This is a genomic window from Bradyrhizobium sp. LLZ17 (genome assembly GCF_041200145.1).
Lineage (GTDB): Bacteria > Pseudomonadota > Alphaproteobacteria > Rhizobiales > Xanthobacteraceae > Bradyrhizobium.
Genome location: NZ_CP165734.1, coordinates 1,083,201 through 1,102,609 on the forward strand (window position 1 = coordinate 1,083,201; position 19,409 = coordinate 1,102,609).

Annotated in this window: 16 protein-coding genes and 1 pseudogene; 6 read left to right on the plus strand and 11 right to left on the minus strand. The window is 64.4% G+C overall.

Annotation, left to right across the window (positions count from 1 at the left end; all coding sequences use genetic code 11):
* Window positions 1–14: 14 nt before the first annotated feature.
* Complete coding sequence (locus AB8Z38_RS05410; RefSeq protein WP_369723443.1) at window positions 15–797, plus strand: hypothetical protein; 783 nt, start codon at window positions 15–17, stop codon at window positions 795–797.
* A 451-nt stretch (window positions 798–1,248) separates the two neighbouring features.
* On the opposite strand, the gene AB8Z38_RS05415 is transcribed toward AB8Z38_RS05410, so the two are convergent.
* Both AB8Z38_RS05415 and AB8Z38_RS05420 read right to left on the minus strand, forming a co-directional pair.
* Entirely contained in the window at window positions 1,249–1,875 is a 627-nt protein-coding gene (locus AB8Z38_RS05415; RefSeq protein ID WP_369723444.1) for an HAD family hydrolase, read from the minus strand.
* Between the two features lie 36 nt (window positions 1,876–1,911).
* Window positions 1,912–3,042 (minus strand): alpha-hydroxy acid oxidase, encoded by a 1,131-nt coding sequence (locus tag AB8Z38_RS05420; protein WP_369723445.1) that lies wholly within the window; start codon window positions 3,040–3,042, stop codon window positions 1,912–1,914.
* Window positions 3,043–3,348: 306 nt separating this feature from the next.
* On the opposite strand from AB8Z38_RS05420, the gene AB8Z38_RS05425 reads away from it, so the two are divergent.
* On the plus strand, window positions 3,349–4,686 hold the full coding sequence (locus AB8Z38_RS05425) for a S41 family peptidase (RefSeq protein ID WP_369723446.1): 1,338 nt from the start codon (window positions 3,349–3,351) through the stop codon (window positions 4,684–4,686).
* 84 nt (window positions 4,687–4,770) lie between these two features.
* Here AB8Z38_RS05425 and AB8Z38_RS05430 read toward each other — a convergent pair whose 3' ends face one another.
* The 4 genes from AB8Z38_RS05430 to AB8Z38_RS05445 all read right to left on the minus strand — a co-directional run bounded on the left by AB8Z38_RS05430 (window position 4,771) and on the right by AB8Z38_RS05445 (window position 10,363).
* Window positions 4,771–7,491, minus strand: a complete 2,721-nt coding sequence (locus AB8Z38_RS05430; protein ID WP_369723447.1) for an EAL domain-containing protein — start codon at window positions 7,489–7,491, stop codon at window positions 4,771–4,773.
* A 204-nt stretch (window positions 7,492–7,695) separates the two neighbouring features.
* Window positions 7,696–7,926, minus strand: a complete 231-nt coding sequence (locus AB8Z38_RS05435; RefSeq protein WP_369723448.1) for a hypothetical protein — start codon at window positions 7,924–7,926, stop codon at window positions 7,696–7,698.
* Window positions 7,926–8,951: an MFS transporter gene (locus AB8Z38_RS05440; protein WP_369723449.1), complete on the minus strand. Its 1,026-nt coding sequence runs from the start codon at window positions 8,949–8,951 to the stop codon at window positions 7,926–7,928. The genes AB8Z38_RS05435 and AB8Z38_RS05440 overlap by 1 nt, the downstream gene beginning before the upstream one ends.
* Window positions 8,948–10,363, minus strand: coding sequence for an amidase (locus AB8Z38_RS05445; protein ID WP_369723450.1), 1,416 nt, complete (start codon window positions 10,361–10,363; stop codon window positions 8,948–8,950). Before AB8Z38_RS05445 ends, AB8Z38_RS05440 begins: the two co-directional genes overlap by 4 nt.
* Before the next feature lie 120 nt (window positions 10,364–10,483).
* Between AB8Z38_RS05445 and AB8Z38_RS05450 the strand changes: the two genes are divergently transcribed.
* Window positions 10,484–11,077, plus strand: a complete 594-nt coding sequence (locus AB8Z38_RS05450; protein WP_369723451.1) for a CGNR zinc finger domain-containing protein — start codon at window positions 10,484–10,486, stop codon at window positions 11,075–11,077.
* Window positions 11,078–11,083: 6 nt separating this feature from the next.
* On the opposite strand, the gene moaC is transcribed toward AB8Z38_RS05450, so the two are convergent.
* From moaC to AB8Z38_RS05470, 4 genes are read right to left on the minus strand one after another with little or no spacing between them, the layout of a single operon-like run.
* Window positions 11,084–11,617, minus strand: a complete 534-nt coding sequence (gene moaC, locus AB8Z38_RS05455; RefSeq protein ID WP_369723452.1) for a cyclic pyranopterin monophosphate synthase MoaC — start codon at window positions 11,615–11,617, stop codon at window positions 11,084–11,086.
* A gap of 1 nt (window position 11,618) precedes the next feature.
* Window positions 11,619–12,440, minus strand: coding sequence for an indole-3-glycerol phosphate synthase TrpC (gene trpC, locus AB8Z38_RS05460; protein WP_369723453.1), 822 nt, complete (start codon window positions 12,438–12,440; stop codon window positions 11,619–11,621).
* 7 nt (window positions 12,441–12,447) lie between these two features.
* The gene (gene trpD, locus AB8Z38_RS05465) at window positions 12,448–13,461 is read right to left on the minus strand and encodes an anthranilate phosphoribosyltransferase (protein WP_369723454.1); all 1,014 of its coding nucleotides are present in this window, start codon (window positions 13,459–13,461) and stop codon (window positions 12,448–12,450) included.
* A 14-nt stretch (window positions 13,462–13,475) separates the two neighbouring features.
* On the minus strand, window positions 13,476–15,374 hold the full coding sequence (locus AB8Z38_RS05470; protein WP_369723455.1) for a SurA N-terminal domain-containing protein: 1,899 nt from the start codon (window positions 15,372–15,374) through the stop codon (window positions 13,476–13,478).
* 221 nt (window positions 15,375–15,595) lie between these two features.
* Between AB8Z38_RS05470 and tpiA the strand changes: the two genes are divergently transcribed.
* From tpiA to AB8Z38_RS05485, 3 genes and pseudogenes are all read left to right on the plus strand, one after another.
* The gene (tpiA, locus tag AB8Z38_RS05475) at window positions 15,596–16,351 is read left to right on the plus strand and encodes a triose-phosphate isomerase (RefSeq protein ID WP_369723456.1); all 756 of its coding nucleotides are present in this window, start codon (window positions 15,596–15,598) and stop codon (window positions 16,349–16,351) included.
* 140 nt (window positions 16,352–16,491) lie between these two features.
* Window positions 16,492–16,878, plus strand: a complete 387-nt coding sequence (gene secG / locus AB8Z38_RS05480) for a preprotein translocase subunit SecG (protein ID WP_369723457.1) — start codon at window positions 16,492–16,494, stop codon at window positions 16,876–16,878.
* A 165-nt stretch (window positions 16,879–17,043) separates the two neighbouring features.
* Window positions 17,044–18,676 (plus strand): annotated as a pseudogene (locus tag AB8Z38_RS05485) (CTP synthase).
* Between the two features lie 3 nt (window positions 18,677–18,679).
* Here AB8Z38_RS05485 and AB8Z38_RS05490 read toward each other — a convergent pair.
* Window positions 18,680–19,342, minus strand: coding sequence for a class I SAM-dependent methyltransferase (locus AB8Z38_RS05490; RefSeq protein WP_369723458.1), 663 nt, complete (start codon window positions 19,340–19,342; stop codon window positions 18,680–18,682).
* Window positions 19,343–19,409: the final 67 nt, after the last annotated feature.

A 19,409-nucleotide genomic window follows, 5' to 3' on the forward strand; every position in this document is an offset into this window, starting at 1 on the left:
CTGACGAGCGAGAAATGCTACCCGACGAAGCGCTGAAATCGATGAAGGTGATGTTCGCGACGCCGTGCTACATCTCGGCGGTCAGCATGCATTATGTCACCAGTATCTTCGAGCTGACTCATCACTGTAACCGGTTCGGGCTGCAGTGTATCCTGCACATGCATTCGGAGAGCCTGATCACCCGCTCGCGCAACAAGATGGTGCTCAAGTTCCTGTCCGACGAAACACTGACTCATCTGTTCTGGATCGATTCCGACATCGCCTTCACGCCGCAAGCGGTGTGCCGCCTGCTCCTGATCGATCGCGACGTGACCGCCGGCGTCTATCCGATGAAGAACTTCAACTGGCCGGAGGGTGGCCTGCCGGCGGCAACGACCCGACAGCAATTCGAAGATCGCTACACCGAATATCCCTTCAACCCGATCGGACATGGCGCCGAGCGCGTCAGCACCTATGCCGATGCCGATGATTTCGTGGAGGTGGCGGAGGCGCCGACCGGTTTCATGTGCATCAAGCGCGACGTGTTCAGGCGGATGATGGAGCACTATCCCAAGCTGAGCTACGTCCCGGACGGCCCGCCGAACAATCCGCTGGCGCATCTGCACTGGCTGTTCTTCGACTGCATGATCGATCCGGAGTCCGGCCGCTATCTGTCGGAGGATTATGCGTTCTGTCGCCGCTGGCGCGATATCGGCGGCAAGATCTGGGTCGACCTGCAGTGCAAGTTGCTCCATCTCGGTCAGCATAATTTTCGCGGCGACCTCGAAGCGAGCCTGAAGCTTCAGGGCCGCTGGTGAGCCGGGGCTGCCTGAATGGGCCGAAGCGGCTCAGATGCTGAGCTCGTGAGAAAAAAAACGGCTGAGAGCAGGATGGCCGGGGGACGGCCCTCAGGCTGTCCCGGTTCCATTTTCACGATCAACGTCCGGCGCCTTGAGATCCCGATCCTTGTCGGGCAGCGGGTCAGCCTGAGACTTCAGATCGGCAGCCTTGCTGATCAGCTTGGCCGAGAGCTCCGAATCCGAGGTGGTTCTGGCGAATTGGAGAAGGAGAGGCTTGCTTGGTAAGGTAGGTCTTGCCCAACACGATGATGCGTCCGTCCGTAGAAGTACCGACGGATTGAAGAGTCCGGAGGCCTGCATTCCGTTCCCGGAACTCTGTATAAAAATGCACAAAGTGATTTGGTTCCTCATTCCGAGCCAAATTAGTTCCGGGAACCGCCGCACCTAACGCCCTTCACGACGTCCGCGGTCAGACTCCCAGCGCCTTCAGCGCATCGCCGACATCGAGGGGCGAGGTCACATGCACTGCGGTCAGCCCGCGGGCGCGCGCGCCTTCGACATTCTCGGCAAGGTCATCGAAGAACACGATGCGTTGCGCCGGCACGCCGATTGCGGCCACGACGTGGTCGAAGGCTTCCGCATCCGGCTTGCGCAGGCCGATGCTGGAGGACAAATACAGCTCGCGGAAATGGCCGAGCACGTCCGCATATTGCTTCGAAAAATAGTCGATATGCGGCCGGTTGGTATTGGAGAAGACATAGAGCGGCAGATGCCTGGCCGCGCGCGGCAGCAGTTCCGCGATGTTAGGCATCTCGCCGGCGAAGATTGCGTTCCACCCTTCGAGGAACTGCGCATCGGAAATGCGGATCCCGAGCGAGGCGCGCAGCGTCTCGAAATAATCCTCGTCGCTGATCTTGCCGACCTCGTGCAGCCGGTAGGCTTCGCTGTCGCGCACATAGCGCATGACGATGGCCTCCGGCTTGCAACCGGCATGTCCCGCCCAGCAGGCGATCGCCTTGGAGAAATCGATATCGAGCACCACGCGCCCGAGATCGAACAGAAGCGCATCCGCGCTGCCGGGAGAGAGCGATGTCATTGCTTTCCTTTGCACCTCAGTGTCTGTAGTTGGCGGTCAGTACCGGTAAGGCTCGTGGTCAAACAGCGGGAACGCGCTGAATACGCTCGGTGCGTTGGTGGCGGTTGCCGGATGCAGGCAGGACTTGTTCACCTCGGCGAACGAGGTGGCCCCGAGCAGGCCGAGACAGCGCAGCACCTCGTCCTCCAGCAGTTCCAGCATGCGCGTCACGCCGGCTTCACCCGCCGCCGCCAACGCCCAGCATTGCAGCCGGCCGACGCCGACGAGGTCGGCGCCCGCCGCGATCGCCTTGACAATATCGGTGCCGCGGCAGATGCCGCCATCGACCATGACCTTGGCGCGGCCTTTCACGGCGTCGACGATCTCGGGGAGCACGTGCATGGCGCCGCGGCCGTGATCGAGCTGCCGCCCGCCATGGTTGGAGACGTAGATCCATTCGACGCCGTGATCGACCGCGATCTGCGCGTCCTCGGCGGTCGCAATCCCCTTGAGGATCAGCGGCATCTTGAACTTGTCTTTGATCATCTTCACGGTCCGCCACTCCAGACCCTTCTGGTAGTCGCCGCCGGTGGCGCGCAGGCGGCTCTCGCGCACGTAGCGCTTGGCGATGTCACGCTCACGACGGCTGTAATGGGCGGTGTCCACCGTCAGGCAGAAGGCCGCATAATTGTGCTTCCCGGCCCGGCTGACGACATCGGCGACGAAGGCATCGTCCCCGCGGACATAGAGCTGATAGAGCCGCAATGCATCGGGCGCGGCTTCGGCGGTCTGCTCCAGGCCGGGCTCGGACACCGAGCTCAACATATGGGCGGCCCCGAAGGTGCCGCAGGCGCGCGCCACGCTGGCGGCTCCGTGCGGGTCGAAGATTTCCAGCGCGCCGACAGGGGCGAGCACGACCGGCAGCCGCATCTTGCGGCCGAACTGCTCGACAGAGCCGTCGACCTTGCGCACGTCGCGCAGCACGCGCGGGCGGAAGGCGATCTCGTCCAGGGCCATGCGGTTGCGGCGCATCGTGGTCTCGGTCTCGGCGGCGCCGACGATATAGTCCCAGGCGTTCTGGTTGAGGTTGGAGCGCGCCTTCCGGATGAGTTCGTGCAGGTTCTGGAACGGCTCGTCGCTGGAGCCAAGTTCGACATTCCTTTGCGGGATGCGGGGCGCTTCGTTCATTGTTGTCCTCCCGAGAATTTGAAGCCTTATGTCATCGCCTATCCCGTCCGGAGCTGCAAAACCATCCTAATATCGCATAGCTGGAGGGCGCGAACGGGCAGGCCGATTCGCTCCCGCGGCGAGACGGTTTCGGAACGTTGCCAAAAGTTTAGGCCGGGGCGAGGGGGATTTTGACAATCTACCCGCCAGCGTGGCATGCCGGCCTTGAAGAAACCAGAATGATATTGTGAGAACCGGGATGGATCGCCATTTGCATGGCGCCTCCCAAGCCCAAGAGAACCGCCAAGCAAAAAGGCCAACCATTCCATGCGGAAAACCCTGCTGTTCCCCCTGGGCGCGCTCACCGGAGCATGCCTGACCCTTCTGGTAGCCAGTCCGCACGGCGGAGTCTGGGCGGCTCGGGCGGCAGCGAGTGCGGATGACGCCTATTCCCAGCTCAATTTGTTCGGCGAGGTCTTCGAGCGGGTGAAGGCGAGCTATGTCGAGAAGCCCGACAATGCCAAGCTGATCGAAGGCGCGATCACCGGCATGGTGACCTCGCTCGATCCGCATTCGCGCTACATGAACGACAAGGCCTGGACCGAGATGCAGGAGACCACCTCCGGCGAGTTCGGCGGCCTCGGTATCGAGGTCACCATGGAAGACGGCCTGGTCAAGGTTGTCTCCCCGATCGACGACACGCCGGCTTCGAAGGCCGGCATTATGTCGGGCGATCTCATCAGCAAGATCGACGGCGATGCCGTGCAGGGGCTGACGCTCGAGCAAGCCGTCAACAAGATGAAGGGCCCGGTCGATACCAAGACCAAGCTCACCATCGTGCGCAAGGGCGCCGACGCTCCGCTTGACGTGGCGATCACACGTGAGATCATTCATGTGCGCCCGGTGCGATTCCACGTCGAGAACGGCGACATCGGCTACATCCGCGTCACCTCGTTCAACGAGCAGACCACGGACGGCCTGAAGAAGGCGATCGCCTCGATCTCGCGAGACGTCCCGCCGGAGAAGCTCGCGGGCTATGTGATGGATCTGCGCAACAATCCGGGCGGACTGCTCGACCAGGCCGTGTCGGTATCCAGCGCGTTCCTGCAGCGCGGCGAGGTCGTCTCGACCCGAGGGCGCAATCCGGAAGAGACCCAGCGCTTCACCGCGCATGGCGGCGATCTCACCAAGGGCAAGCCGCTGGTGGTCCTGATCAACGGCGGCTCGGCATCGGCCTCCGAGATCGTCGCCGGTGCCCTGCATGATCACAAGCGTGCGACCATCATAGGTACGCGTTCGTTCGGCAAGGGTTCGGTGCAGACCATCATTCCGCTCGGCGCCGGCAATGGCGCGCTGGCGCTGACCACGGCCCGCTACTACACGCCGTCGGGCCGCTCGATCCAGGCGCAGGGCATCGCGCCCGACATCGAGATCCTCCAGGACGTGCCGGCCGAGCTGAAAGGCCGGATGGACACCATGGCGGAATCCCAGATGCGCGGCCATCTCTCGGCCGCCGAAGGCGCCGAGCAGACCGGCTCGCAATCCTACGTTCCGCCTGAAGAGAAGGACGACAAGGCGCTTCATGCGGCCGACGACTTCCTGCACGGCGTCACCGTGAATGCGGCGGCTGCGAAGCCGGCGCCGAAGACGACGGTACCGAACTAGCCTTTGCCGCGCTGCGTCGCGCTCTCTCGTCCCGCAAGCGGGGCGAGGGGGCACGGAGAGCTCCTCGAGAGACCGAACTGATGGCTAGCCCGCCTCGCGGCGGCGGCCTTGATGGGCGCCGTGTTGGGCGAGGCGGCTGCGATGCAGCGCGAACAGCTCCAACACCTTGTCCGCCGGTTTCGCGGCACTGAACAGATAGCCCTGCATCTCTGTGCAGCCGAGCGTGCGCAGCAGGCGCTGCTGTTCCTCGGTTTCGACGCCCTCGGCCGTGGTCGCCATGCGGCGGGCGCTGGCGAGATTGACCACGGCCTGCACGATGCTGGCGGAGCCGTCGGGACCCGCGATGTCGCTGACGAAGCAGCGGTCGATCTTGATCTTGTCGAACGGGAAGCGGTGCAGGTAGCTCAGCGACGAGTAGCCGGTGCCGAAATCGTCCAGCGCGATGCGCACGCCGATGGCACGGAGCTCGTGCAGGATCGCGAGCGCCGTGTCGTCGTCGCGGATCAGCACGGCCTCGGTGATCTCGAGCTCGAGCCGGCTCGCGGGCAGGTTTGAGGCGGCCAGCGCCGCCATGATCTTCAGCGCCAGCGTGCCGCTCTTGAATTGCACCGGCGAGACGTTGACGGCGAGGCGGATGTCGTCGGGCCAGGTCGCCGCGTCGCGGCAGGCGGTCGTCAGCACCCATTCGCCGATCTCGTTGATCAGGCCGGTATCCTCCGCGATCGGGATGAATTCGGCCGGCGAGACCATGCCTCGTTCGGGATGACGCCAGCGCACCAGCGCCTCGCAGCCAGTGATGCGATCGTCCTTCAGGCTGAGGCAGGGCTGGTAATAGACCTCCAGACCGTCATGGGAGATGGCGTGACGCAGATCGATTTCGAGCTGACGCCGTTCGCGGACCTTGGCGTCCATCTCCGGCTCGAAGAAGCGATAGGTGTGACGTCCCGCGGATTTGGCGGCATACATCGCCAGGTCCGCGTTCTTCAGGATCTGGTCCAGCGCGGTGCCGTGCCCCGGCGCCAGCGCAATGCCGATGCTGGCGTCGGCGGTGAGGTGATGGCCCATGCAATCGAACGGGGTGCGAATTGCCGCGAAGACACGCGCAACGAGGTCGTTGACCTGGTGCTGCGACGTCAAGCCACTCTGTACGATCGCGAATTCGTCGCCGCCGAGCCGCGCCACGAAATCCATCGGACCCGTGCAACGGCTGAGGCTTGCGGCAACCGACTTCAAGAGCTCGTCGCCGACGAGATGGCCGAGCGCGTCGTTGACGCCCTTGAACTCGTCGATGTCGATATAGTGGACCGCAAGCTCTTCGCCGTCGCTCAGCGCGAACAGCTCCTCGCGCAAATGTTCGTGGAACATGGCCCGGTTGGGCAGGTCGGTCAGCGCGTCGTAATGGGCGAGGTGAGTGATGCGCTCTTCGATGCGTCGGCGCTCGGTGATGTCCTCATGCGTCGCCACCCAGCCGCCGTCACCGAGAGGCTCGTTGAGGATCTGGATCGAACGACCGTCGCTGGTGTCGACCACCATGGAGTTGCGCCCATGGACGTCGCGCAGCACCCGCGCGACATACTGATCGACGTCGCCCGTGAACGAGCCTGTGGCTTTGCGATGCGCGATGATGTCGTGGAAACTGCACCCCGGCTTCACGATCTCGGCCGACAATCCGTACATTTCGATGTAGCGCTGGTTGCAGATCACGAGATGTTGCGACGCGTCGAACAACAGCAGCCCTTGCGTCATGTTGTTGACGGCGCGGTCGAGCCGCTGCTTCTCCAGCATCAACCGCTCGCGCGAGAGACGATGCTGCTCCAGAAGTTTGCGCACGATCGCAATCAGCACGCCCGCGATCGCGAGCGCGGAGGCGCCGGCGACCGAAATCAGGATACCGATCTGCTCGCGCCAGTCCGCCAAAGCGGCCGCGCGCGTCGTGGTCGCCATCATCAGGATCGGGAAGTGGGGCAGGGCGCGCGCGGAAATCAGCCGGTCCTCGCCGTCAACCGGACTGGTGAGGCGCCCGGCGAAGTGATCGAGCCCGAAAACGCGTTGCTGCTCGAACGGGCCGGTCTTGAAATTATGTCCCATCAGGTCGCTCGAATGGGGATAGCGGGCAAGCAGCGTGCCGTCCCGGTGCAGCATCGAGATGGTGGCGCCTTCGCCGAGCACCACGGTTTCGAAGAACTTCTCGAAACCGGCGGGCTCGATGCCGCGCCCGATAGCCCCTATGAACTCGCCATTGGGGCCGACGATCTTGCGGACGATCAGGATGGTCCATTCCCCGGAGACGCGGCTGTGCAACGGCTCGATCAGCATCTCGGGCGAATGGGGATCATATCGGAAGGTGCGGAAATAGGCGCGGTCGGCAACGTTGACCTTCGGAGCCGGCCAGGCCGTCGACGAATTGATCAAATTGCCGTCGGCATCGATGATGTTGACACCGCCGATGTAAGGCAGCGCCTCGATCTTCGAGCGCAGCATGCGATGGATGTCCTGGCCGGACAGCCGATTGCGATAGTCCTCGGCGTTTGTGATCCCGCTCGCGCGAACATGGTCGATGAAATCCTTCTGGATGACAGCGAAGTCCTGCAATTGCTGATCGAAATGTTGGGCGAGCAGCAGCACGGTGTTTTCCAGCTCGCGGCCCGAGTTGCGCAGCGCGCGCTCGCGGAAATTCTGTGCCATCAGCACCGCGCCGACGGCGATCGCCGCAATCAGGAGTGTGCCGCCCACCACCAGCCAGCGGATCGGTCCGCTGCGCGCGAAGGCCTGTTCAAAAAGGCGACTGCCGTACTTCGTCTTCATGTCGATCGATGCCGCGCACACGTCAGGGTCAACTTCCGGCCCTGGAAACATCCGTTGGTTTACGGGAACGATGTGGAGGCGAAGTTAGCAAGCTGGGTTAATGCGACATGAACTGAAATGAGAAAAATCGATCGACGGGGATCGAACCGAATACGGTCCGATCGCCGCCAGTGTCCCGCCTGCCATCATCACTGCGGGGATCGATCAGCGCGTCGCCGCGCTGACCGCGTGTGTCCTGCTGCGCGCCAGTATCGCCACCACGATCAACGCCGCGACCATGTTCGCGGCGGCGCTGACCAGGATTGGCAGCGTGTAGCTGTGATTGACGTCGTAGGCGAAGCCAGCGGCGCTCGGGCCAATGAGCGTGCCGAAGGCGATGCTGGTGTAGAGAATGCCGATGATTCCGCCGACATTGCGTCCTCCGAAATAGTCCATCACGACGGCGGGCAGGACCGCGACCCACCCCCGTAGAAGGTGCCATAGACGAAGGCGAAGGCGGCGAGAGCCCAGGTGTTTGCCGCCACTGCCCAGATCGCCATGGCGAGCGCCATTCCGATCAGCACGATGATCAGCGAGCGGTCGCGGCCCACGCGGTCGGCGAGTGCGCCGAGAAAGAAGCGGCCCGCAGTGCTGCCGACCCCGATCATTCCGAGCAGCGCCACGGCAGACGATGCCGTGACGCCATGGTCCCGTGCATAGGGCACGAGATGGACGAACGGGACGAAGGCGCCGAACGAGCAGACCAGACAGGACACGTAGAGGCCGATAAAGCGCGTCGACCGGACGGCCTCAGGAACCGAAGCACCGCTGGGCTTGGTCGCACCCGATGTCTCGCGGAGTGGGTCGCCGTCGGGACCAAGGCCGCGGTCCTTCGGGTCATTCTCGATCAGCAGTGAGAGCCCGCCGCCGAGCACCAGCGCGATGGCGCCTAGCGCGAGATAGGCGCCGCGCCAGCCCGCCCATGCGATCAGCAGGGAGGCGAGCGGCGGCATTGCCAGGGTGCCGAGCCCGATACCGCTGACGGCCAGACCGGAAGCAAAGCCGCGGCGTTTCACGAACCAGCGCTGCACCGCGCCGATCGCCGGAACATAGGCGCAGCCGACGCCGAGTCCGACACCAAGTCCGTAGGCGAGGTAGACCTCGACAAGGGAACGCGCAGTGCTCGCGGCCGCAAGTCCGGCTGCGACCAGGATCATGCCGGCAACGGCGAACGGGCGTGAGCCGAACCGGTCGGCAAGGGGACCGCTGACGATGCCAAGGGCGAAGTACAGGAAGCCGGCGATCGAGAATACCAGCGAGATCGAACCACGAGAGGCGCCGAAATCGCGCTGGAGCGGTTCCAGAAATGCGCTGAACGTGTAGGCGGATCCGAAGCCGACGAACATGATCGCGAACGCGCCGGCGACGACGAACCAGCCGTAGAAAAAGCTTCGATGAGCCTGGGCGAACTGAATGGTCAATGTTGCCTCCGTAAGGTGAGGGCGGGATGGCGACGATGCCATGAGGTGGCGCGCTGGAATGCCGCACCAGCGCGTAAGAGCACGGCTTCCTTGAGATGACCGGCGACGAGCTGGAACGCGATCGGCATTCCGTCGGCCGATGCTCCGCCCGGCAGTGTGATGGTGGGATGACCAGTCATGTCGAACGCGCAGGTGTAGCGCTGCATTTTCGCGATCAGGTCCGGCTGCTCGCCGAGCGTCCGGATCGGGGCGAGCGTCACGGGCGGAAACGGGTGCACCGGGATCAGCAGCAGGTCGATCGTCTCGAACAGTGCGGTCACACGGCCGCGCAGTGCCAGCCGCCGCAGCAAGATCTTTTGATAATCGAGAGCCGAGAGCGCACGACCGGCCTCGATGACCGACGCGAGGATCGGACCATACTGGTCCTTGCGGGCGGGATAAGTCGCCTCGTGCGCGACGGCAGCCTCCACCGCACAATTCGGCGTCCAATCGACGACCGCCTGCTTCACGTCCGGAAATTGGACATCGACAATGTCAGCCCCATGTGTGCGGAAAGCATCGATGGCGTCGGACAATACACGCTGCGTCGCAACGTCCACGTCGTTGCCGTTCCAGGCTGCGTCGACGCCGATACGCAAGCCTCGTACGTCCTGTATGGCCGCGGCCAAATAGTCCGGCACCGGATCGAGCAGCGAGGTCGGGTCGCTCGGGTCGTGTCCGGCGATCACGCCGAGCAGCGCGGCGGTATCGACAGCGCTGCGGCCGATCGGTCCGACATGGTCGAGGCTCGCTGCCAGCTCGAACGTGCCGTGGCGGCTAACACGGCCCCAGCTTGGCTTCAGCCCGGTCAGTCCGTTGGCGGCGCACGGCCAGCGGATCGAGCCGCCGGTGTCGGAGCCAAGCGAGCCGAAGCAAAGTCCGGCGGCCGTCGCGACCGCCGAACCGCTCGACGAAATGCCCGGCCAGTAATCCGCGTTCCAGGGATTCTTCGGCGGCGTCACCAGCGGATGGTGGTCGGAATAGGCGCCTTCGGTGAGTTGCAGCTTGCCCAGCACAATGGCACCCGCGTCCTTGAGCCGGCGCACGACGGTCGCATCTTCATCGGGTCGAAAGTCGCGATGCAGGGTGGTGCCGGCGGCGGTCGGAATGCCCTTGGTCCAGAACAGATCCTTCAGCGCAATCGGTACGCCATGCAGCGGACCGCGGTAGTGGCCACAGGCGATTTCGGCGTCCGCAGCTTTCGCCTCGGCGATGGCCGATTCCGCCATCACGTGAACATAGCTGCCGAGGTCGCAATCCAGGGCACAGATGCGGTGGAGCTGCGAACGCGTCACGTCCAGCGCGGAGATTGCGCGCGCCTTGAGGCGTGCGGCGAGCTCGGTAAGTTCGAGATAGTGCAGGGCATCAGCCACGGCTCGCAATCTCCAGTCTCGTTGTCGCAACAGATCGACACCTGTATATAAATTATACTGGTTTCGGTTGCTGTCAACCGGTAAAGCTGCTTTAATGGTGTTCCAACGCTTGGTGTTCCGATGTCCAAAGAGTCGCGCAAATTCAAAGTTCCCGACGAGTTGGCGAACGTCTACGATTTCGCCAACACGCTCGATGCTCGGCACTTCACGCATTTCGGCGTGGAGCACCCGCAGGGCGATGAGCTCGGCGGGCCGAAGCAGCTTGCGGAGTGGATGCAGGAACGCGGGCTCGATACGGGCGGCGGTCGTGTCACGCTCCCGATGTTCGAGACCGCCCTGCGGCTGCGCGGAGCGTTGCGTGCCTATCTGCAATGCGAGCCGGCAGAGCGGCGTCGGAACAAGGATGTGCTCGGTGCGCTCGATGACGCGCTGGCGCCGTTTCCGTTACGGGTGGAGGCGCGTGCGGGGCGGGGTGCGATCTTGTCGGCGGTGCGCGAGGATGCGCTCGCGGGACTCTCCGCCATCGCGATCGAGCTGCACGATGCAACGCTTACGGGAACGTTGGATCGATTGAAGATGTGTGCCTCGGAGGAATGCCGTCGGGTGTTCTTCGACCGGTCGAAGCCATCGACGCGACGATGGTGCATGTCGACGCTATGCGGCAACCGGATGAAGACGCGCGCCTATCGCGAACGACAGCGCGAGGCGAGATAGATCGCGTCAGGCGCGATAGTGGCCCGACTTGCCGCCCAGCTTCTCGACGAGGTGAATGCCTTCGATGCGCACGCCGCGTTCCACCGCCTTGATCATGTCGTAGATAGTGAGGCAAGCGACCGTAACAGCCGTCAACGCCTCCATCTCGACGCCGGTCGGGCCCGTGACCTTCACGCTGGCCCGAACAAGGCAGCCCGGCAGTTTTGCATCCGGCTCGATGTCCACCGTCACCTTTGACAATGCGAGCGGATGGCAGAGCGGGATCAGCTCCGAGGTGCGCTTGGCGGCCATGATGCCGGCGATACGCGCGGTGCCGAGCACGTCGCCCTTCTTGGCGTTGCCGGAGACGATCAGGTCAAGCGTCGTCTTGCTCATGACGACCCGGCCCTCCGCGACTGCGAGCCGCTCCGTCGCGGGTTTGTCCGAGACGTCGACCATGCGCGCCTCGCCGGAGGCGCCGATATGGGTAAGGCCAGGGCCGGCCTTCGCGGTCGCGAGGAGAGACTTGGCGGACTTGGTGTTCGACGGCTTGCGCGCCATGTCAGCGGGTACCCGCGGCGCGCGGTGCGGTCTCGCGGGCGAGCAGCGTGCGTGTAGCTGCGGTCACGTCGGTTTGCCGCATCAGGCTCTCGCCGACCAAGAAGGTCGACATGCCGACGCGCTCGAGCCGGGCGAGATCCGCCGGTGTGAAGATGCCGCTCTCGCCGACCATCAGCCGGTCTTGCGGAATCAGCGGCGCCAGCATCTCGCTGGTCGCAAGCGTGGTCTCGAAGGTGCGCAAATTGCGATTATTGACCCCGATCATCGGCGAGCGCAGCTTCAGCGCCCGGTCGAGCTCGGCGCGGTCGTGAATCTCGATCAGCACGTCCATGCCATAGGCGAGCGCCGCGTCCTCGAGATCCCTCGCCGTGGCATCGTCGAGCGCGGCCATGATGATGAGGATGCAATCGGCGCCGTGCGCGCGCGCCTCGACCACCTGATAGGTGTCGAACATGAAATCCTTGCGCAGCACCGGCAGTGAGGTTGCGGCGCGCGCCGCCACCATGAAATCGAGATGGCCCTGGAACGAGGGCGTGTCGGTCAGCACCGACAGACAGGCGGCGCCGCCTGCTTCATAAGCCTTGGCGAGCTCAGGCGGATCAAAATCCGCGCGGATCAGTCCCTTCGACGGCGAAGCTTTCTTCACCTCCGCGATCAGCGCGTAGTCGCCGCTGGCGTGCTTGGCCTTGATCGCACGCAAGAAGCCGCGCGGCGCGGCTTGCGTCTTGGCCTTCGCTTCCAGCGCCGACAGCGGCTGCGCGCGCCTGGCGGCAGCAATCTCCTCGCGCTTGTAGGTTTCGATCTTGGTCAGGATGTCCGACATGTCAGGCTCAGCCGTTCGAGATCGCGATCAGATGTTTCAGCCGTGCGCTAGCCGCGCCGCTGTCGAGCGACTTCGCGCCGATTGCGACCCCGTCCTTGAGATCCTTGGCACGTCCGGCCACCATCAACGCGGCGGCGGCGTTGATCAGCGCGACGTCGCGATAGGGGCTCGGCTTGCCGTCAAGCACGCTCTGGAGTGCGAGGGCATTGGCGTCGGCGTCACCGCCCTTCAGGGCGCCGGGCTCGCAGCGCGGCAGGCCAGCCTCCTCCGGCGTCACCTCGAAATTCCGGATCTCGCCATTGTGGAGCGCGGAGACGAAGGTCGGGCCGGTGAGGGTGATCTCGTCCAGGCCATCGGAGCCGTGCACGACCCAAGCGGATTCGGAGCCGAGGTTCTTGAGCACCTGCGCCAGCGGCTGCACCCATTGTCGCGAGAACACGCCGACCATCTGTCGCTTAACGCCGGCCGGGTTGGACAGCGGTCCGAGCAGATTGAAGATCGTGCGCGTGGCGAGCTCGACCCGGGTCGGGCCCACGTTCTTCATGGCCGGATGGTGGGCCGGCGCGAACATGAAGCCGATGCCGCATTCGCGCACGCAGCGGCCGACCTGCTCGGGCTTGAGGTCGATCTTGACGCCGAGCGAGGCCAGCACGTCGGCTGCACCCGAGCGCGACGACAGCGCGCGATTGCCGTGCTTGGCCACGGGCACGCCTGCGCCCGAGACGATGAAGGAGGCGCAGGTCGAGACGTTGACCGAGCCGGAGCCGTCGCCGCCGGTGCCGACGATATCCATGGCGTCAGATGGGGCCGTCACGGTCAGCATCTTGGATCGCATGGCCGAGACCGCGCCGGTGATCTCGTCCACGGTCTCGCCGCGCACCCGCAGCGCCATCAACAGGCCGCCCATCTGCGAGGGGGTGGCTTCGCCGGACATCACTGCGTCGAAGGCGGAGGCCGCTTCGTCACGCGACAGGCTGGCGCCGGTCGCCACTTTTCCGATAATCGATTTCAGGTCGTCCATCGCGTGCTTTCAACTCACTGGTTCGCGCCCGTCACCTGCGCGAAGGCGGCCTGATTAATGCTGGTCCCGATCTCGGTTTCAAGCTTGTTGACGTAGGAGGCAACCTGCTCGTCGGTCAGCGCCCGATCGATGCTGTCCTTCAGCTTCTTGACGGCATCGGAGGCGGCGTCCAGCGCGGGATCGACGATGTCGGTGACGCGGAAGACGATGACTTCGCTGCCGCCGGTCACGGGCGTCTGTCCGACGCCGTCTTTGGCGGTGCGGAAGGCGGCCGCGACCAGGTTGGTGGGCACGCCAGCCGGCTGATCGTCGCGCTTGAAGCCGTTCGCGGTCTCGACCTTGGCGCCGATCGCCGCAGCCTCGTCGGCGAGCTTGCCGCCTTGTTCGAGCTTCTGCACCATCTCCGTCGCCTTGGTCTTGAGCTTGGCGGCGATCTGGTCCTGGCGCCAGCGCGCCTCGACCTGGTCGCGGACCTCGTCGAGATTGCGGTCGCGCGAGGGGGTGATGGCCAGCACGTCGTACCAGACATAGCCGCCGCGGAACGAGATCGGGTCGTTGTCGACGCCGACGTCGCTGTTGAAAGCCTGCGACACCACGTCGAGGCCCTGCGGAATGCTGGCGACGGGTTGGCCATCCGGCGCGCGGCCGGAGCGATCGACAGCATCGATGGTCACGGCCGTGAGCCCGAGCTTCTGCGCCGCGTCGACCACGCTGGTGCCGGCGCCGCGCTCGTCCTCCATCTTGTCGCGGAGCTCCCCGACCTTGACGCGGGCACGCTCGGTCGCGATCTCGCGCTTGATCTCGCCGGCCATGCTGGCGTAGTTCGGCTCGACACCCGGCTCGATCTTGTCGACCTTGACGATCGCGGTGCCGAGACGGCCCTGGATCGGTTGGCTGATCTCGCCGACGGGAAGTGCAAAGACGGCGTCGGCGATGGCCGGATCGAGTGAGGACTTGGTCACCAGCCCAAGGTCGACGTCGGAGGCGCTCAATCCGCGCTCCTTGCCGAGATCCTCGAACGACAACCCGCCGACAAGACGCTCGCGCGCGGCCTGCGCCTCAGCGACGTTGGGGAATACGATCTGGTGGACCTCGCGCTTCTCCGGCGTGCCGAGCCGGTCCTTGCGCTGGTCGAACAGCTTCTTCGCGTCCTCGTCGGAGACCTGGGTCCATTTGGCGATCTCTTCCGGCGCGATCACGACGAAGGCAATCTTGCGGAATTCGGGCGCGCGGAATTGAACCTTGTGGTCCTCGAAATAGGCGGCGAGCGCCTCGGGCGAGGGCGCATCGATGGTGCCTGCCTGCGCCGCGTCGAGCTTCACGAACTCGATCGCGCGCTGCTCGTTCTGGAAGCGCGTCAGCACCTCGAGCATCGCCTTCGGCGGCTCGAGGCCGGCGCCGATCGTGCCGGTGATCTGCCGGCGCAGCGACACCTTGCGCTGGTCGGCAACGTAGCGCTGCTCGGTGTAGCCGAAATTGCGGATCACGGCCTGGAAGCGGTTCGGATCGAAATTGCCGTCGACGCCCTTGAAGTTCGGATCGTTCATGATGAGCTGGCGGACCTGATCGTCGGACTGACCGAGTCCGAGCCGGCGCGCCTCTTCGTCGAGGGCTGCTTCCGCGATGGTCTGCTGAAGCACCTGGCGGTCGAGTCCGAATGCGCGCGCCTGGTCAGGCGTGAGCGGGCGCCCAACTTGGCGGCCGATCTGCTGGAGGCGATCGGTGTAGATCTGGCGGAACTCGTTCAGCGAAATCTCGGTGTGGCCTACTTTGGCCACTGTGGACTGCCCGAAGCCACGGAAAATGTCGGCGATGCCCCAAACGCCGAAGCTGATGATCAATACGCCCATCACTAAGGCCATAATGGTCTTGCCGACCCAGTTTGATGAGGCCTTGCGCATTCCTCGAAGCATTTGGTCCAACTTGTTTGTCAGGAGGGGAACGGGAGCGCGTCTTAATGCAGATTCCGCAAGAGCGCGTCACCAAATTGATATGCCATCATAAAGTGGCGGCTTTCCCCCGCAACCTCAGGTCCGGCCCGTCGCTGCTTCTGCGGTTAAAAGCCCCTGGTCTCTGGAACTGCAGCAGGACCTCTGCTAGCGCATGCACAAACCTCATTTCGCTGGAAATTGACATGACCGATGCCCTCCGACCGCTGATCGCCGGCAATTGGAAAATGAACGGCCTGAGGGCCGCGACTGCCGAATTCGACGCCATGCTCAATGGCGCGGCAGAGGTAAACGGCAAGGCCGATCTGCTGGTCTGCCCGCCGGCGACGCTGATCGCGGCCTTCGCCGATAAGGCCCGCGGCAAGGCGATCGCTGTCGGGGCGCAGGATTGTCATCCCAAGCCTTCAGGGGCCCATACCGGCGATATTGCCGCCGAAATGCTCGCGGATGCCGGCGCCAGCGCCATCATCGTCGGCCACTCCGAGCGCCGCGCCGACCACGGCGAGAGCGACGCTTTGGTGAGACAGAAGGCCGAAGCGGCCTGGCGGGCGGGGGTGCTTGCGATCGTCTGCATTGGGGAGACGCAGAGCCAGCGCGATGCCGGGCAAACCCTGGACATCCTGCGCGGCCAGCTCAATGGCTCGCTTCCTGACGGCTCCACGGCTGCCAATCTGGTCGTGGCCTATGAGCCGGTCTGGGCGATCGGCACGGGACTCACCCCCACCGCTGGGGATGTCGAGCAGATTCATGGCTTTATCCGGGAACTCCTGACCTCCAGGTTCAAGGCCGACGGTGCCACGATGCGCATCCTGTATGGCGGCTCGGTCAAGCCGTCGAACGCGTCCGAGCTGATGGCGGTCAAAAACGTCAACGGCGCGCTGGTCGGTGGCGCCAGCCTGAAAGCGGCCGATTTCCTTGCGATCGCCAAGGGCTGTCCCTAGCTAAGCCAGGAATGCGAACGGGACCGATCGGGGGTGGCAATGCCGTTTCCGATCGTGTAACACCGCGCAACTTCAGGAAAACCCGCGAAGCGCGATCGGCTGCCGGTACCGGCGCTGTCGGCTTGTGACGGAAGGATACCATGCAGACTGTTGTCATCGTCATCCACCTCATGATCGTCGCCATCATGATCGGTGCCGTGCTGCTCCAGAAGTCGGAGGGCGGTGGCCTCGGCATGGGCGGAGGCGCGGGCTTCATGTCGAGCCGCGGCACCGCGAACCTGCTGTCGCGCACGACTGCGGTGTTGGCGGCGGGCTTCTTCCTGACCAGCCTGTTCCTGTCCTGGTACGCCGGCTACAACCGTGCGCCCTCATCGATCATTGGCGCGCCGGCGTCGCAGACGCAGCCGGCCGGAGGCGCGCCGGTCGCGCCGCCGACCTCGGGCGGCATCCTGGATTCGCTGAAGAAGGCGGACGAGCAGCAGCAGGCCCCGGCGCCTAGCGGCCCGCAGGTGCCGCGCTCGCAATAAAGCAGGGGGCTATGCAGGGCGGCTGCTACCGTTCTGCATCAACAGTCCCCATCAAGACCCTGTCACTACTCTTAGTTTTGGCTCACCCACAGGCCCGCAGAATCTTTGGGGCGGAATACAGATCGCTTTGGCGAATCGAATTCGAGGGATTAGAGGTTAAGCCCCATGGCGCGGTACATATTCATCACCGGCGGCGTGGTTTCTTCGCTCGGCAAGGGTTTGGCTTCAGCGGCGCTCGGTGCCCTGTTGCAGGCCCGGGGCTACAAGGTCCGCCTCCGCAAGCTCGATCCCTATCTCAACCTCGATCCCGGAACGATGTCGCCGTATCAGCACGGCGAAGTGTTCGTGACCGATGACGGCGCGGAGACCGATCTCGATCTCGGTCATTACGAGCGCTTCACGGGGCGGCCTGCGACCAAGCAGGACAACATCACCACGGGCCGCATCTACCAGGACATCATCACCAAAGAGCGCCGCGGCGACTATCTCGGCGCAACCATCCAGGTGGTTCCGCACGTCACCAACGCCATCAAGGAATTCGTCCTCTCCGGCAACGACGATTACGACTTCGTGCTGGTCGAGATCGGCGGCACCGTCGGCGATATCGAGGGCCTGCCGTTCTTCGAGGCGATCCGCCAGCTCAAGAACGAGCTGCCGCGCGATCACGCCGTCTACATCCATTTGACGCTGCTGCCGTACATTCCGAGCGCCGGCGAGCTCAAGACCAAGCCGACGCAGCATTCGGTCAAGGAACTGCGCTCGATCGGCATCCAGCCCGACATCCTGCTGTGCCGCACCGACCGCGAGATTCCGAAGGAAGAGCGGCGCAAGCTCGGCCTGTTCTGCAACGTGCGCGAAAGCGCCGTGATCGAGGCGCGCGACGTCGACAACATCTACGCTGTTCCCGAGGCCTATCACAACGCGGGCCTCGACGACGAAGTGCTGGCCGCCTTCGGCATCGGCTCGCGGATTCCGCCGGCGCTGCAAAGCTGGCAGCGCATCAACGAGCGCGTCCGCAATCCCGAGGGCAACGTCACCATTGCGATTGTCGGCAAATATACCGGCATGAAGGATGCGTATAAGTCGCTGATCGAGGCGCTCTCGCATGGCGGCATCGCCAACAAGGTGAAGGTCAATCTCGACTGGATCGAGAGCGAGATCTTCGAGAAGGAAGATCCCGCGCCGTTCCTCGAACACGTCAACGGCATCCTGGTGCCCGGCGGCTTCGGCCAGCGCGGCGCGGAAGGCAAGATCCGCGCGGCGCAGTTCGCGCGCGAGCGTGACGTGCCGTATTTCGGCATCTGCTTCGGCATGCAGATGGCGGTGATCGAGGCGGCGCGAAACCTCGTTGGTATCGAAGAGGCCAACTCCACCGAGTTCGGCCCGACCAAGGAGCCCCCTGGTCGGCCTGATGACGGAATGGCTGCGCGGCAACGAGCTTGAGAAGCGTTCCAACGCCGGCGATCTCGGCGGCACGATGCGGCTTGGCGCTTATCCGGCGGCGCTCAATCGCGGCAGCCGCGTCTCCGAGGTCTATGGCGGCGCGACCGAGATTTCCGAGCGCCACCGCCACCGCTACGAGGTCAACACTGCGTACAAGGACCGTCTCGAGCAGCACGGTCTGAAGTTCTCCGGCCTCTCGCCCGACGGCGTGCTGCCGGAGATCGTCGAGTACGAGGATCACCCCTGGTTCATCGGCGTCCAGTTCCACCCCGAGCTGAAGTCGCGCCCGTTCGAGCCGCATCCGCTGTTTGCGTCGTTCATCCAGGCGGCAATGGTGCAGAGCCGGTTGGTCTGAGGCTCAAGCTGGGGTGGTGTTGTGACGCTCCAGTCGCATCAGCTCCGGCGAGACTGGCGTTGAAACGTCCGGCGCGAGCGATCCCACAACGAGCTTCATCTGCGGCCGTCGCGTCAGCTTGTAGACGGCGGCAGGCGGCACGTTCAGCAAGGTGCGATCCACGAGCTTTGCGCGCAAGCCGAGGCGGTCGAGCACCGGCCGCGGGATTGGACAGCCCACGCCGTAGGTGAACTGGTAGAACGCGCCGCCCGGGCGGACATAGCTGAACGCGCCACCGATGATCGAGACGACCTTGCGGGTCGACATGTTGAGCAGCGGCAATCCGCTCACGACCGCGCCAACGGGCGCGCCGTCATAGAGGCGCTTCGTCGTCAGCCGCCCCGCATCCATCCACAACACGCGCGCGCTGGGAAAACGCAATTGCAGAAGCTTCATGAAGTCGGATCCGTATTCGACCAGCGTGAGATCCTGCTGGCGCACGCCGCGTTTGAGGAGCTTGTAGGTGAAGGCGCCGGTGCCAGGGCCGAGCTCGAGAATTGGGCCGCTCGATGCCGTGATCTCGCGGGTGATGAGATCGGCCAACGCCGCGCCCGACGGAGCGACCGCGCCGACCTGACGTGGGGCCGACATCCAGGATAGAAAGAACGAGAGGAAATCGTTGGGCATGAGCACTCCGGCATCTTGGTTGCACCTCGCGCGATCAGAGGTGAGGCGGATCCAATGTCGCGGGAGT

Bases quoted from the DNA above. Each gene is read 5' to 3' on its own strand.
- moaC (WP_369723452.1), bottom strand. From the start codon at position 11,617: ATGGCGCGCAAGCCGTCGAACACCAAGTCCGCCAAGTCTCTCCTCGCG.
- AB8Z38_RS05470 (WP_369723455.1), bottom strand. From the start codon at position 15,374: ATGCTTCGAGGAATGCGCAAGGCCTCATCAAACTGGGTCGGCAAGACC.
- trpD (WP_369723454.1), bottom strand. From the start codon at position 13,461: ATGGACGACCTGAAATCGATTATCGGAAAAGTGGCGACCGGCGCCAGC.
- AB8Z38_RS05425 (WP_369723446.1), top strand. From the start codon at position 3,349: ATGCGGAAAACCCTGCTGTTCCCCCTGGGCGCGCTCACCGGAGCATGC.
- AB8Z38_RS05415 (WP_369723444.1), bottom strand. From the start codon at position 1,875: ATGACATCGCTCTCTCCCGGCAGCGCGGATGCGCTTCTGTTCGATCTC.
- tpiA (WP_369723456.1), top strand. From the start codon at position 15,596: ATGACCGATGCCCTCCGACCGCTGATCGCCGGCAATTGGAAAATGAAC.
- AB8Z38_RS05410 (WP_369723443.1), top strand. From the start codon at position 15: ATGCTACCCGACGAAGCGCTGAAATCGATGAAGGTGATGTTCGCGACG.
- AB8Z38_RS05435 (WP_369723448.1), bottom strand. From the start codon at position 7,926: ATGGACTATTTCGGAGGACGCAATGTCGGCGGAATCATCGGCATTCTC.
- AB8Z38_RS05430 (WP_369723447.1), bottom strand. From the start codon at position 7,491: ATGAAGACGAAGTACGGCAGTCGCCTTTTTGAACAGGCCTTCGCGCGC.
- secG (WP_369723457.1), top strand. From the start codon at position 16,492: ATGCAGACTGTTGTCATCGTCATCCACCTCATGATCGTCGCCATCATG.
- AB8Z38_RS05450 (WP_369723451.1), top strand. From the start codon at position 10,484: ATGTCCAAAGAGTCGCGCAAATTCAAAGTTCCCGACGAGTTGGCGAAC.
- AB8Z38_RS05490 (WP_369723458.1), bottom strand. From the start codon at position 19,342: ATGCCCAACGATTTCCTCTCGTTCTTTCTATCCTGGATGTCGGCCCCA.
- trpC (WP_369723453.1), bottom strand. From the start codon at position 12,440: ATGTCGGACATCCTGACCAAGATCGAAACCTACAAGCGCGAGGAGATT.
- AB8Z38_RS05420 (WP_369723445.1), bottom strand. From the start codon at position 3,042: ATGAACGAAGCGCCCCGCATCCCGCAAAGGAATGTCGAACTTGGCTCC.